Origin of the sequence: Shewanella sp. HN-41 (genome assembly GCF_000217915.1) — a bacterium.
Taxonomy (GTDB): domain Bacteria; phylum Pseudomonadota; class Gammaproteobacteria; order Enterobacterales; family Shewanellaceae; genus Shewanella.
In genome coordinates, this window is sequence record NZ_AFOZ01000023.1 from 33950 (window position 1) to 48862 (window position 14913).

9 protein-coding genes and 1 pseudogene are annotated in these 14913 nt (G+C 46.4%); 4 read left to right on the forward strand and 6 right to left on the reverse strand.

Going from position 1 to position 14913, the window contains the following annotated elements:
- Positions 1-225: 225 nt before the first annotated feature.
- Positions 226-2931: an acetate--CoA ligase family protein gene (locus SOHN41_RS09015; protein ID WP_007648044.1), complete on the forward strand. Its 2706-nt coding sequence runs from the start codon at positions 226-228 to the stop codon at positions 2929-2931.
- Between the two features lie 34 nt (positions 2932-2965).
- Here SOHN41_RS09015 and SOHN41_RS09020 read toward each other — a convergent pair whose 3' ends face one another.
- The 4 genes from SOHN41_RS09020 to SOHN41_RS09035 all read right to left on the reverse strand — a co-directional run bounded on the left by SOHN41_RS09020 (position 2966) and on the right by SOHN41_RS09035 (position 8052).
- Entirely contained in the window at positions 2966-3994 is a 1029-nt protein-coding gene (locus tag SOHN41_RS09020; protein ID WP_007648046.1) for a GGDEF domain-containing protein, read from the reverse strand.
- A 160-nt stretch (positions 3995-4154) separates the two neighbouring features.
- Positions 4155-5780: a phosphoethanolamine transferase gene (locus SOHN41_RS09025; protein WP_007648048.1), complete on the reverse strand. Its 1626-nt coding sequence runs from the start codon at positions 5778-5780 to the stop codon at positions 4155-4157.
- Positions 5781-6348: 568 nt separating this feature from the next.
- Positions 6349-6813 (reverse strand): MarR family winged helix-turn-helix transcriptional regulator, encoded by a 465-nt coding sequence (locus SOHN41_RS09030; RefSeq protein ID WP_007648050.1) that lies wholly within the window; start codon positions 6811-6813, stop codon positions 6349-6351.
- Positions 6814-6822: 9 nt separating this feature from the next.
- Positions 6823-8052: a cation diffusion facilitator family transporter gene (locus SOHN41_RS09035; RefSeq protein ID WP_007648052.1), complete on the reverse strand. Its 1230-nt coding sequence runs from the start codon at positions 8050-8052 to the stop codon at positions 6823-6825.
- A 724-nt stretch (positions 8053-8776) separates the two neighbouring features.
- On the opposite strand from SOHN41_RS09035, the gene gloA reads away from it, so the two are divergent.
- A complete protein-coding gene (gene gloA, locus SOHN41_RS09040; RefSeq protein ID WP_007648054.1) occupies positions 8777-9187 on the forward strand; it encodes a lactoylglutathione lyase in 411 nt (136 codons plus the stop codon).
- 55 nt (positions 9188-9242) lie between these two features.
- Here gloA and msrQ read toward each other — a convergent pair whose 3' ends face one another.
- A complete protein-coding gene (msrQ, locus tag SOHN41_RS09045) occupies positions 9243-9887 on the reverse strand; it encodes a protein-methionine-sulfoxide reductase heme-binding subunit MsrQ (RefSeq protein WP_007648055.1) in 645 nt (214 codons plus the stop codon).
- 28 nt (positions 9888-9915) lie between these two features.
- Positions 9916-10950, reverse strand: a complete 1035-nt coding sequence (gene msrP, locus SOHN41_RS09050; RefSeq protein ID WP_007648058.1) for a protein-methionine-sulfoxide reductase catalytic subunit MsrP — start codon at positions 10948-10950, stop codon at positions 9916-9918.
- Between the two features lie 260 nt (positions 10951-11210).
- Here msrP and rmuC point away from each other — a divergent pair, with 260 nt between their 5' ends.
- Positions 11211-12788, forward strand: coding sequence for a DNA recombination protein RmuC (rmuC, locus tag SOHN41_RS09055; RefSeq protein WP_037458624.1), 1578 nt, complete (start codon positions 11211-11213; stop codon positions 12786-12788).
- A gap of 104 nt (positions 12789-12892) precedes the next feature.
- A pseudogene (locus tag SOHN41_RS09060) lies at positions 12893-14819 on the forward strand (transglycosylase SLT domain-containing protein).
- Positions 14820-14913: the final 94 nt, after the last annotated feature.

A 14913-nucleotide genomic window follows, 5' to 3' on the forward strand; every position in this document is an offset into this window, starting at 1 on the left:
GGGTTTTCAAACAATTAGCGAAAAAAATTTTTATGTAGCTTCCTTTATTATTCAAAAATAAGCTGCTCAGGATAAATTTTAACTAGCTCGACAAAGGCAGCAAACCTAGCAAACTCATTTTAGTCATTTATTCACAAACTTGTCCTGCGGATACATAAACTTAACTGTGCAGCCATCAAACCCTAGGTTACACTGGCAAGGTCATTGATTGGGATGGGATCGCTTATGAGTCAACGTACGTTAAACTCCTTATTTAAACCGACTTCCGTTGCCATTATCGGCGCCTCAAACACCGAGAAACGCGCCGGAAATGTGTTGATGAAAAACCTGCTCTCCAGCGGTTTTTCGGGACCTATCATGCCTGTCACTCCTAAGTACCGCGCTGTGATGGGGGTGCTCGCCTATCCCAATATCGAAGCCTTACCCATTAAACCCGATTTGGCGGTTATCTGTACCCGCGCCAGCCGAGTCCCGACCATAGTTGAGACCCTAGCCCAATTTGGCTGTAAAGTCGCCATTATTATGGCCTCGGGTATGGCGCAGGAATTCAATGAAGAGGGTGTGAGTCTGCTCGACCTGACTATGCAAAACGCTAAGCGTTACGGCATGCGCATTCTGGGGCCGAACAGTTTGGGGATGTTGTTGCCACCACTGGGATTAAATGCCAGCTTAGCCCATGCCAGCGCCCTGTCCGGCAAAATTGCCTTTGTGTCCCAGTCTGCCGCCATTTGCACCACTGTATTAGACTGGGCCAATAACAAAGGCATTGGCTTTTCGTCTTTTATCTCCTTAGGTGACGCCACCGATATCAATTTCGATGAGCTGCTCGATTACCTTGGCCGCGACAGCCGTACGAGTGCCATTATGCTGTATATCGACTCTGTAAATGAAAAGCGCCATTTTCTCTCGGCGGCCCGCGCCGCTTCCCGTAATAAGCCCATCTTAGTGATCAAATCGGGTCGTAGCGCCGAAGGTGCCCGCGCCGCAAAATTACATACGGGTGGCGTTGGCGGTAATGATGCCGTGTATGAAGCCGCATTCCGCCGTGCGGGGATGCTGCGCGTTAACGATTTGATTGAACTCTTTGCCGCGGTGGAAAGTCTCGCCCATTCCAATCCCCTGCAAGGGGAACGGTTGGGTATTATCAGTAATGGCGGTGGCCCAGCAGTATTGGCCGTGGATGAACTGATCCTACGGGGTGGCAAACTGGCGGAATTATCCGAAAACACTATATCTCAATTGGACGCTGTGTTGCCCAATACCTGGTCTCGGCAAAATCCCGTCGATATCATAGGTGATGCCGATGCAACTCGTTATACCAAAGCACTTACAATTCTAATGGATTGCGATGAGCTGGATGCGATTCTCGTGCTGCATTCCCCCTCCGCATTAGGGGAAAGTGTGGAGATTGCCGACGCGCTGATAAAAGTGATCCATGCCCATCCCAAAAAGAATCGCCTCAATATTTTAACCAATTGGAGTGGTGAAGACTCTGCCTATCAGGCTAGAAAACGCTTTACTAAAGGCGGTATCTCCACTTACCGCACTCCCGAAGGGGCCGTTGGCGCCTTTATGCATATGGTGGAATATCGCCGCAATCAAAAATTACTGCAGGAAGTGCCGCAATCTATCCCAGACAATATTCCTACCGATAATCTCACCGCCCGTAAATTACTGCAGGCGGCGCAGGCTAAAGGTAAAACAGTGTTGGAAACCCATGAGGCCAGCCCCATTTTGCGGGCCTACGGCCTTAACACTATAGACACTTGGTTTGTCAAAGATGCCGATGAAGCGGTCGCTATTGCCAACGAAGCGGGTTATCCCTTAGCCCTTAAAGTTCAATCACCGAATATCTTACATAAATCCGATGTGCACGGGGTGATGCTCAATTTAACCTCGGCTGAAGATATCCGTCACGCGGCAAACGCTATTACCCAAAGGGTGCATCAGGCCAATCCCGAAGCGATTATCGAGGGCATGATAGTGCAGAAAATGGCCCTAACCGCAGGTGCACAGGAAATTCGCGTTGCCGTGATCAGTGACCCCGTGTTTGGACCGGCAATATGTTTAGGTGAAGGCGGATCTGAATGGGACCCCACTAATGATGCCGCCGTTGCCCTGCCGCCCCTAAATATGGCGCTGGCCCGTTATATGGTGATCCAGGCATTAAAGACCCACAAATTAAAGGATCGACATTTACCACTGGGCTTAGATATGAACGCCCTGTGCGTGATGCTAACGCAAATATCCCACATCATTATTGATTGCCCCGAAATTGCCACTTTGGATTTAAATCCAGTACTGGCCGCGGGCGAGAACATCACCCTACTCGATGTGAATATACGACTGCATGATGCCAACGCCGATAATTCATCACGTCTGGCGATCATGCCCTATCCGAAGGAATTGGAAGAAATCGCCGAGCTAAAAAATGGTCTTAAGGTAATGCTACGGCCCATCTTGCCCGAAGATGAACCTAAACATTTAGCGTTCGATAATTCACTCTCCGATGAAGACAGGTACAAACGTTATTTCGGGGTGCGCTCGAAAATGACCCATGAGGAAATGGCGGTATTAACCCAAATCGATTATGCCCGAGAGATGGCGTTTATCGCCACCGCTAAGGGGCCAGATGGAGATGACATCACACTAGGTGCGGTGCGTGCATCCATCGATCCCGACAATACCGAGGCCGAATTTGCCATGGCGGTGCGCGGTGATCACCAAGGGATAGGTTTAGGCAAGCTATTGCTTGAAAAACTCATCAAATATTATCAAACCAATGACACCCAAGTGCTAACAGGCTTTACCATGTTCGAGAATCGTAACATGGCCAGTCTGGCAAAGAGTTTAGGGTTTAAAGTGAGTTTCGATATGGAAGAACATTTAATCAAAATGCATATGGACTTAAAGGAAAATCCACCCAGTTAGGGGCTTAGCCGCTAACAACTAACACAGAGGGGAGTTAGCCTCTAACGCAGTTACGACCATCGGATTTGGCTTCATAGAGAGCCTTGTCGGCACGGCTAAATAAGGTTTCGGCATCGTCCCCCTCCTGTAATGACGCAAGACCGATGGAAACCGTTATCGCACCTAGAGATAATTTTTTATCTTTACCTATGGTTAAACGTCGTTCAGAGATCCGCTCCCTTAAGGTTTCAGCCACTTGCAGCGCATCGTGAAAATGAGTGTTAGGCAAAAGCACAACAAACTCCTCGCCACCATAGCGAGCCACAAAATCATCTCCCCGTACGCATTGTTTTAAGGCCAACGCCACATAGGCGAGTACCTTATCCCCAATTTGGTGGCCATAGGTATCATTGAAAATTTTAAACTTATCAATATCAATCAATAGTAAACTGCAACGGGTATGTTGTTCCTTGGCACAGTGAACATGGTCTTGGATAGCAAACTCATAGGCGCGGCGATTATGCAAAGAGGTCAATTGGTCCGTCATCGCGGCAAGACTTAAATTTTCCATCTCGGACTTGAGGCTCTGTACTTCTTGTCCCATCACATTAAGGCTCTGCTCCATATTTTGGTTATTGAGCAGTAAGCTTTGCATCTCATCCATCACACCATCGACTAACTGATTTAGGGTATGAAGATCTGGGCTTGACTGTAGTTTAATGCCAAATTCGGTCAAGGATCCCGAAAAGGCCGCGGTGCCTTGATTCAACTGTACGATTTTATTGAGCAGGGAGTTGATCAAAATCTGTGTTTCAATCTGAACGTTTTCAATGACTTCTGGAGACTTTTCTTGGATAAAATTCTTATAGAGGCTAGTGTTGACCTCCTTAGTAAACAACACATTATTGGCAATAAAGCCATCGATGGCGCGATTTAAGTCGAGATTCATCCCAGAAAAATATTCATACCAGACAGTATAATTTTCGGGAGTGACGGGGATATCGAGGGCAGACATTTGTGGCACAGCTAAACGCAGGATCTGCGCGGCAGCATCGAGTTCAGTATTCTCTGCAATAGATGACATAAATCACAAACCATATATTTGTTATGTTTTTGTATAAACTAAGTTAACTCAACTGCAGACATTTGGATATGGGGATAACCAAATATTATGATTAGGCGCAAAAACGACAAAGAGGATGTCACCATCCTCTTTGAAATACCGCCATTAAGCATTACAGGGGTCAAGCTCGACAACGGGCAAAAATATCCAACTCGCCTTGATAAACTTGTGTCTTCACATTCATTAACCCTAGCAGGCTATCAAACAGATTATCGTGGGAGAACCCACCCTTAGCGGCTTCCTTGGCCAAACAACTCATATTCAAATGGTTATCTTGGTTAAATCCATCCGACAACCAAGCGAGCATTGGAACACTCGTTTGCTCCTCCGGTGCGATGCTGTAAGGCGCACCGTGCAAGTACATGCCAGATTCGCCCAGAGACTCGCCATGATCGGACAGGTACAACATGGCAGTATCAAATTTATTTTCTTGATTTTTAAGTTTTTTCACTACTTCGCTAATAATATAGTCAGTATATAAAATTGTGTTATCGTAGGTGTTCATCAACTCTTCGGCGCTGCAATTTTGAATATCACTACGTTGACAGTCAGGGGTAAATTTACGATGCTGCGCGGGGTAGCGCAGGAAGTAAGTCGGCCCATGGCTACCGATAATATGCAGGACGATGGCAGTATCCTTACTCTCCGCCTTCGCTAAAGCCTCATCCAGTTTATTGAGCAGAACCTGATCAAAACAGTATTGCCCCGAACACTGCTCAGGATCACTATTCAAATCGATGGTGATATTCTCGACCTGATCGCACACACCTTTACAGCCCGAATCATTGTCGAACCATTGCACTTTAATACCTGCATGATTAAGCACATCTATCGCCGTATCCTGGGCGTAGGCGCGACGAGCATCATAATCTTCCCGTCCCATGCGGGAGAACATGCATGGCAGAGACACTGCGGTTGCTGTGCCACAGGAATGAGTGTCTTTAAACACGATTAACCCTTGGTCCTGCGTATAGATATTCGTTGGCTTGTGATACCCATAATATTGGTAGTTCATTGAGCGTGCCGTCTCTCCCACCACCAGCACCAGCAAATTAGGCTTACCGTTAGCATTGGTACTGACATTGTTGGCATCCAATCCAAGCTGTTGATATTCAATGGGTGTTTGCAAATAGTGCACATTAATGTATTTCGCCGCTGCGCCAATAAAATAGGTTGGCACTATATAACGTTTGATTTGGTCATTATTGCGGCCAAAAGCGGCGTAATCTTGAAAATAGAAGAAGGCAATGAGTCCAACCCCCAGAAGCATGGCCACCATAAACAAGATTTTATGGAGCAATTCCTTAAAAAAGGGTTTGTACTGGATATCGGCCTTATAAATAAGGTATGAGGGTAAGATCCCCGTTAGCAACATATTGGCAATCGATGCGAAATTCACATACATCAAAGCTTCGGCGCTATTGGTTTGAAAGGTGTTTTCTATCATGCCGTAATCGAATACGACATTGTATTGAAAAGCCGCGAAAGACACACTCGATGACAGCATAGTGAGTATGATAAAAAACGGTTTTATCAAGTACTTCACCGTAAACAGTGAGAATACAAAACTCAGTGCACAAGCTAGAAACAAGGGCATGGTCGCAATAAAAATTGGATCCACTTCCGGCTGTGTTTCAATACCTTTTTTAATGACTTCGAAGAGGGAAATATTAAAAATACACACGTAAAATAATGCAGTGATGAAAGTGAATCGATTCACCGACAGAGTTTTCAATCTCGCTAACACTGATAACGCTCTCTCAAATTAATAGTTAGCCGAAGCTAACTGATTTACCTTAAGGTAATCTTATGACTACATTTTTGTGCCATAGTACCAAGCTGCTCGCAATGGCTCAAATGGATTATGGCCGCAATTAACGGGTCAGCAACAAGCTAAAAAAACGGCCGAACCTCTGAAAATTCGACCGTTTTTTGCTCCCCAACCTATAGGGACTTGCTCGGTTGCACCATCAACGTGTAAACATTTTATGTCCGACAATGATTATCGTAACTGCTGTAATATGTAGGCAAGCGCCATTGAATTTAGTTCCGTTGCTTAATGATTATCTGCCGTCATCTGGCCATCTAGTGCATTTGCGTATTCGATTCATTCCTTTTTAAACTAAACCCAGCACAATTTCTGCCATTACATTACCTTAATAGTTAGTCAGTTCAACTATTCATCCAATAATAATGTAACAAAAGATAAGCAATTGTAATCACGAATGATTAATTGAGAATGAATGAAGGGATGCGATATGAGGTGCCATAAAAATGCGCCCACGGGGGGCGCAGACTGAGCGCTTGAGCATCGATTAAAATTCGTTATTCATGCGGGAAAGTAGATTGAGTAGCACTATGCGCTCCTCACTGTTCATTTTGGCGGTCAAATCCGTCGTGAGTTGTAAATGCAGCGCATCATGTTCGAGGAACAAAGCTCGGCCTTTTTCGGTGAGCTCCACTAATATCGAACGTCGATCGCTTTCATGGGGGCGACGAACAACCCACTGCGCTTCGACCATTTTATCAATTTGCACTGTCAGTGTGCCTGTGGTCACACCTATTTTATCGGCCAGTTCCTTCATCCGCATCGATCCGTGTACACCGAGGAGTTCTATCGTGTGTACCTGCGATAAACTAAAACCTTTATCACGGACAATGGCATGTTCCCAAGAGGACAGCTTTTCGTAAAACTCAATGATCACATGGTTCAACGCTTGATCGGTCGAATGAGCCGAAGTTAAATGCGGATCACTTACATGCAATTGTTCAACAGTCATTTGTCATCCTTAGTTTGTCATGCTTAGTTTGTCATTCTTAGTGACACACTCGCATTGGCGACAAGTATGCAGCTCTATGGTGATATGGGATAACTCAGGGAATTTAGCCAGCAACTGATTAAAATAACTGGCTTCTTTCGGTGAGTGAGACACGATTGACACCATAATAGCATGGTGATCGGCACTCACTCGCCAAATATGTAAGTCGGCCACTTGGTGGTCTGGCACGGCTTCGATGGTTTCTCTGACCTGACGTTGCAGGGAGGCTTTCACGCCACCATCCAAGAGAATTGGACTCGTTTGCTGGATGAGCCCCCAGGACCAACGGCTAATAATGATGGCACCCACTATGCCCATAACGGGGTCGAGCCAAGTCAATCCCATATACTTACCAAAGAGTAGTGCGGCAATCGCCAGCACAGAAGTTAAAGCATCGGCTAAGACATGGAAATAAGCGGCGCGGAGGTTGTGATCATGCCCGCCATGACTGTGGGCAGAGTGTTCATGCTCATGCTCATGCTCATGCTCATGCTCATGCTCATGCTCATGCTCATGCTCATGCTCATGCTCATGCTCATGCTCATGCTCATGCTCATGCTCTGCATTATGGGAAGAATCTTGCTGACAGCAATGGCGATGATCATGATCTTCGTGGTCTTCGTGGTCTTCGTGGTCTTCGTGGTCATCGTGGTCATGGTGGTCATGGTGGTCATGGTCATGCTGATGCCCATGATCATGGGTATGATGATCTTTGAGCAAAAACACACTGAGCACATTTACACTTAATCCAATGACCGCCACAAAAATCGCTTCGTTAAAATGAATTTGCTCCGGATTAATCAAGCGTATTCCCGATTCAATCAACATCACTAAGGCGACCAATCCCAAGGCTATCGCACTGGTGTAACCGCCGAGCACACTCACCTTGCCCGTACCAAAGGCAAATGCAGGGTCGTTAGCATGTTTACGGGCATAGGAATAAGCAAAGAGTGTGATCATAAAAGCGGCCGCATGTGTTCCCATATGCCAACCATCGGCAAGGAGTGCCATTGACCCATACAGGGTCCCAGCAACAATCTCGGCCACCATAGTGATCACTGTCAGATAAAGTACATAACGGGTATTTTTTTCACCCTCTGTATTTGGGTTCGAAAAAACATGGCCATGTTGCCACTGGGCAATCGAGTGCCCAAGACCTGAGTTATCTGTGGGTTCTTGTCTAGCGTGCTTTGATTTCATTATATTTCTCCCTACACGGCACAAAATTGGATACCTGATGGTAGACTCTCAACCGGATTATAGTTTGAAAATCAAAATATATGAATATCAAATTAGTTAAAAATCAAACTAATTTTTACTATCCAGTTTCCCCTTTCTACCCTCTCCTCTATAAGGGATGCTGCTGCCACTAAGATTAAGGGAATGGCAATGCCGCCCGAGGGGAAACGAGCCCAAAGCGCGATCTGCGGGGAAGATGGGGAGGATAAATAAGCAAAAAGCCGCTGCTGCGGCTTTTTGTTTGGGATAGTCAATTGAGGAGACTCATCTCCACAATGACAACGACGCCCTAGGTCAGACTTAGCCAAGGGGCGACAATAAAAATAGATTAAAAGATAGAGACAAAGAACGCACTGAAAAATAAAGCAATTACAAGTGTGGTACCTAACGCCATTTTAAGTTCGGTGTTCATCATTCACTCTCCTAGTTGGTATGATGACATTATTATCAACCTAGTGATAAAAGCCCATGTTTGTCTATGCATTTTGTGAGCGATAGCTAAATTATCACTCACGATTAGCCCCATTCATTCAAAAATTGTGATGTAAAACGCCTCTGTATTGCCTAGCACCATCGGAAGTGAAATGCCAAGGGTTTAAAAGGCGACTTCACAGCGGAATTTTCTGCCATCAGCAAATACATCTTTGATATACTCCTCACGCCATTCATTTATCGAGATAATTCCATGTCGCAACTGTTACACACTATGATCCGGGTCGGTAATTTAGAACGCAGCATCGCTTTTTACACCCAAGTGCTAGGCATGAAACTACTACGCACCTCAGAAAACCCCCAATATCAATATTCTTTAGCCTTTGTGGGCTATGGTGAGGAGTCGACGGGCCAAGCTGTCGTCGAGCTGACCTATAACTGGGGGACAGATAAATATGATTTAGGCACAGGTTTTGGTCATCTCGCTATTGGCGATGAAGACATTTACGCCCGTTGTGCAGCCATTGCGGCGGCTGGCGGCAAAGTCACACGCGCCCCAGGCCCAGTTGCGGGTGGCACCACGGAGATCGCCTTCGTTGAAGATCCCGATGGTTACAAGATTGAGTTTATTCAGATGAAATCGGCAACCCAAGGGCTAGGATAACTTACCGTTAGCTTTAGGACCTAGGTTCTAGGTTCTAGGTTCTAGGTTCTAGGTTCTAGGTTCTAGGTTCTTTAGCTATCTTAGTCATCTCTACTGGGCGAGCCAGACGCTTCCTATGCCAGTTTGGCAAGCGCCATAGCAGCAATAGGCTCAAGCCCAAAAGATACAGACTCGGCTCAATAATCTCTGATTTTACCGACCAATAAAAATGGATAGGCGCCAGAAGTGCAACAAGGTAAACCCCATTGTGCAGTGTTTGCCAACGGCGCCCCATCTTACGCATCAAAGCCTTAAATGACGTGACCGCTAAGGCTGTCACAATCAGGTAAGCCACGGCTCCCACTAATATGTAGGGACGTTTCACCACTTCACTCAACAGCAAATCCCATGCAAACAGCAGATCTAAACTGAAAAAAGCCGTTATATGCAAACTGGCATAGGCAAACACATATAAACCGACGAGGCGGCGAGTCTGCATTAAGAATCCCAGCTTAAACGCTTTTGCTACGGGTGAAATCAATAGCGTTGCCACTAAGGCATTGAGGGCGCCTATCCCCGTAAAGTGAATAATGTACTGTACGGGATCGCCACCGGCCCGCCCTGCCATAACACTGAATACGAGCAAGACGAGGGGCAATAGCCCCACGAAATGAAATACTGTTTTAAGCAAAATCAGCTGCTTAGCCGTCAACTTGAGCATAGGTTATTCCCATCAACATATCACTGGGTCAATAAAATTTACGTAAATCCATATCCCCATAGAGCGATGCGACAAACTCACCATAACCATTAAAGGGTTGGGTATCGATACGCTTTGCCGAAAATAACCCCCCTTCACCGATCCGACGTTCACTTGCCTGGGACCAGCGGGGATGATCGACCGCAGGGTTAACATTGGCATAAAAGCCATATTCATGGGGGGCTAATTGATTCCAACTCGTGGGCGGCTGTTTGTCCATCACCCGAATTCTCACTATGGACTTAATGCTCTTAAAACCGTATTTCCAAGGCACGACTAACCGTATTGGCGCACCATTTTGAGGGGGCAAGGTTTTGCCATATAAGCCCACCGACATCAACGTCAGATCGTTCATCGCCTCGGCCAGAGTTAAGCCCTCAACGTAGGGATAATGAATACCACCGCCCATTAAGCGGCTCTTTTGTCCCGGCATTTGCTCGGGATCGAAGGCGGTTTCAAAGGCAACATACTTACCTTTGTGGGTCACACCGACTTTCTTCAGTAATGCCGCCAGTGGAAATCCGACCCAAGGGATCACCATGGACCAGGCTTCGACACACCGTAAGCGATAGGTTCGCTCCTCTAGGGGAAACATTTTAGTGAGGTCATTAAAATCCAGCGTCATAGGCCGTTCAACTTCGCCTTCGATCCGCAATTGCCAAGGATCAACCTTAAATTTTTGGGCATTATCGGCGGGATCTTGCTTGCTCGTGCCGAACTCATAAAAATTATTATGGGTTGTGACTTTATCAAAGGGCGTTAACACTTCACTGGTGCCGTAGCGCTGGTTAGTTTGAAAGGTCAGTGGCGTGGTAATAAAGGAGGACTTAGGCTGCTCACCAAAAAGGTCGAACAGGCCCGCCTGCACATAACCTGGGATACTTGCACCAATAGCCCCTAGACCCATGGCTTTAACAATTTGCCTTCGTGCACGAAACACAGACTCAGGTGTCACTTGGTTATCCTGAAGATGCCACTGCGCTTTTTTAAGAATACCTGATGTAAAACGGGAATAATTAGCCAATTGACACCTCTATCATTATTGCGACTGTTTTAGGGTCTACTCACTGTAGCCCAAGGCTCAGCATACGATTCTGTAGCGTACTGTTCTAAAGCACATATGGGTATAGACAGTGGAATACAGGAAAATCTTTCATTACCACTTTAAATGTATAAGACTTGCTCATTCAAGCCAGCGCACAAACAGATTGTTCATTAAAGCACTTGAAGCCTTTTAGGGGGCATGCGACCCTAAGCGCCAAAGCTAAAGGAGTGCTAGTGACCATGCCATTTTCTCAATCTTTTTCCGTTGCCGACATCATCGGCCTTCTCGCCGTCGCATTTTTGGGGTTATTAATCGGTGCCCTACTCAATCAACGTTTAACCCGCCAACGCTGGCAACAGTTTAAGGACGAGCTCGAACAGGAAATGCGCCAAGTGAATGAAGACGCAGAACTTTCCCTCGCGCAGCAGCAAATATTAGTCGACGATAAAGACACCCAACTGCGCCAATATCAGCAAAGACTTGAGCAGAAGATTGAGCAACTGGGCAAAGCTGAAGCCTTAGCCGAGCGCGTGCCTAATTTAGAGCAACAGGTCAATGACAGCCAACGTCGGCAGTTAGAGTTGCAGTTAGCCCTGTCAAAGTCTAACGCTATGCAGCAAACCATTCAGGCAAAAGCCGAAGCACAACACACATCCCTACAGGAAAAAATTGTCACACTAGAAAGCGCCGAAGTGCGTTTACAGACTCAGTTTGAAAATCTTGCCAATCGAATATTTGAGGAACGCAGTGAGAATTTTAAGCACCAAAATGCCAGCCAATTAGAGGGAGTGCTTGGGCCACTTAAGCAACAGTTAGAAGGTTTTAGACAACAAATTCGTGAATCCTACACCCACGAACAATCCGAGCGTAGCGCCCTTAAGCACCAACTCGAACATTTGCGCGATCTCAACCTTAAGATGAGCCAAGACGCCATCAACTTAACCAAGGCGCTCAAAGGCGATAATAAGCAACAGGGCAACTGGGGTGAAGTGATTTTAGACCGAGTACTGCAGGAAAGTGGCCTACGTGAGGGCCATGAGTATCATACCCAGCAGGATCTAAAGGATGACAATGGCAAGCGCTTTAAGCCCGATGTCATAGTGCATTTGCCAGAGAATAAAGATGTCGTGATCGATGCCAAAATGTCGCTGCTAAGCTACGAGCGTTACTTTAACAGTGAAGATCCACAACTGCGCCAACAGGCCATCAACGAACATGTGCTTTCTATTCGTAATCATATAAAAGGGCTGAGCCAGAAAGACTATCAACGCCTGCATGGGCTTAAAAGCCTAGACTATGTGCTGATGTTTATTCCGATTGAACCCGCATTCTTATTGGCTTTAGAACACGACCCAAGCCTAGTGAACTTTGCCCTAGAGCAGAACATCATGCTGGTGAGCCCAACGAATCTATTGGTCGCCCTGCGTACCATCAACAATATCTGGCGCTATGAATATCAAAACCAACACGCCCAGACGATAGCCAAACAAGCGGGCCGTATTTACGATAAGCTCTGCGGTTATATTGAAGATATGGAAAAACTGGGCCGAGCCCTAGATAACGCCGAAAAAACCTATCATAGTGCGATGAATAAGTTGGCTTCAGGTAAGGGGAACTTAGTCCGCCAGGCCCACTTGATGCAACAATTAGGGGTAGATACCAGCAAGCAATTGGATAAAATGTTGCTTGAGAAAGCCCTCAACGAGGCATTGGACGACAATGATATCGAACAACATGATGTCGAAGAAACTGAAGGAGAGCAGGACACCGCCCAGACCCTTGAGCCTAAGGATGCCGCAGCACTCGAACACTATTAAGCACATACATTAATTAAGCACATACGTTAAAAACTGAATCTATTTCACCTTGAATCGATACGGAAATGTCGATTGTGACCTTGATGCCCGGAGGCAAAAACTGCATGTGCAAACCATTAATACATATGGTTTTATCTAGCGCAATAGTCATAGCAGGGACATTAAATGCCTCTGCGGCTTGGGCTTTAACCCCAACGCAAAAAACCTTTCTCGATGCTGAAAAAGCCCTGAAGAAACAAAATTATGAAGTCTATAAACCCCTACGTGCCAAACTGGGTGATTATCCACTGGCGATCTATTTAGATCATGATATTGACATAGGTAAGCTCAACGATCTCCGTGGCGAAGCGGCTAAAGCCCTTATCGATAAATATCAAACCACGCCCATGTACCAGCGCCTGCGTGCTAAGTATTTAGTCAATGCGGGCAGTAAAAAACGCTGGAATGACTTTCTTGCCCTCACCCCAAATGCCCCAACGGATGTGCGCCTGCAATGTTATTTTTATGAAGCCAAGCTCGCCAAGGGAGAAACTCAATTAGCCTACAATGCCGCAAAATCGCTGTGGGTCTATGGTGGCTCTCGTCCAAAGGAATGCGATCCCCTGTTTAACGCTTGGACAAAGGCCGGAAAACGCACACAGGATGTGATTTGGGCCCGCATGCTACTGAGTTTCGATGAAGGTGAAACCAGTCTGCTCAGTTATTTATCCCAGAAGATCACCAGTCACAGTAACGAAGCCAAACGTTTAGTCGCCGTGTTTAAGGATCCCAACAGCCTGCGTCATACTGAAAAATTTAAGGATAAAAATCCCATCGTTGGCGATATTGTCACCGCAGGATTAAAACGTCTTGCCCGCAAGGATCTCGACCAAGCCATCAATTTGTATACTCGGTATCAAAAAGCTAAACGTTTCACCCCGCCCCAAGAACAACAACTGCAAAAATTCCTTGTTCGTCGGGTGCTAATTGAGCAAGACGACAACTTTAGAGACTTTGTCGATACCGTCCTGCCCGAGATGAAGAGTGATGATATGTATGAGCGCCGTCTACGGTGGGCAATACGGGAACAAGATCACACCCATATCGCCCGCTATTTGAACTTGCTCGCACCAGAAACCCTCACCAAGGAACGTTGGCAATATTGGCTATATCGAACCAATGCAAAAAATGCCCCCGACAGTGCCACTAAGGCCCTGGCTGCCATCAGCAATGAGCGCAATTTTTTATGGGTTTGCGGCGTCGCAATTATTGAATAAACCCGTATCACTCAACCAAAGCCCTGAGCCTGTGATCGATGGAAACAGCAGCAAGCTCGAGGATGATCTCGGCTTTGTTCGAGTTAAAGAACTGATGGCATTGGATCGTTACTTCGATGCCCGCTATGAATGGGTGTCATTACTCAAGCGCAGCGATAATCCAATGCGTGCCCGCTATGGCCGTTATGCCCACGAGCAGGGCTGGTATGACTTTGGGGTCGAAGCCAGTATTCAAGGTAAGCTCTGGGACGACATTCCCCTACGCTTCCCTATGGCACACCAAACCGGCTTTGAGCACGCCAGTAAAAAGCATAGGGTCAATGTCGATGAAATTCGTGCGATCAGCCGCCGCGAGAGCGCATTTTACCTCTATGCCACCTCTGGGGTTGGCGCCCGCGGCTTAATGCAGATCATGCCGACAACCGCTAAGGCAACCGCCAAAAAACACGGCGCTAAGTATAAAGATCCTGATGATTTGTACGGTGCAGAGTTAAATTTAAACTTGGGCAGCGCCTATTACGCCCAGTTATTGAAGGAGTTTAACCAAAACCGCGTACTCGCAACGGCGGCCTATAATGCGGGGCCCTCCCGCGTACGTCGTTGGTTAGCTGAATCGAATGGTAAGCTAGATACGATGAGCTTTATCGAATCAATCCCCTTCACAGAAACCCGAGAATATGTACAAGCCGTGCTGAGCTATCGTTTGATCTATGAGGCTCAAAAGCAAAAGCCTCAACCGCTCTTTAGTGACAAAGAGCTTAATTTTAACTATTAGAATCCATGCTAGGATCGGAATTTAAGGTGGCCAAAGCCACCTTAAATTCAAACACGGATCCAGCAAGTTGCCCCCCACAATCCCAAGCCAAATA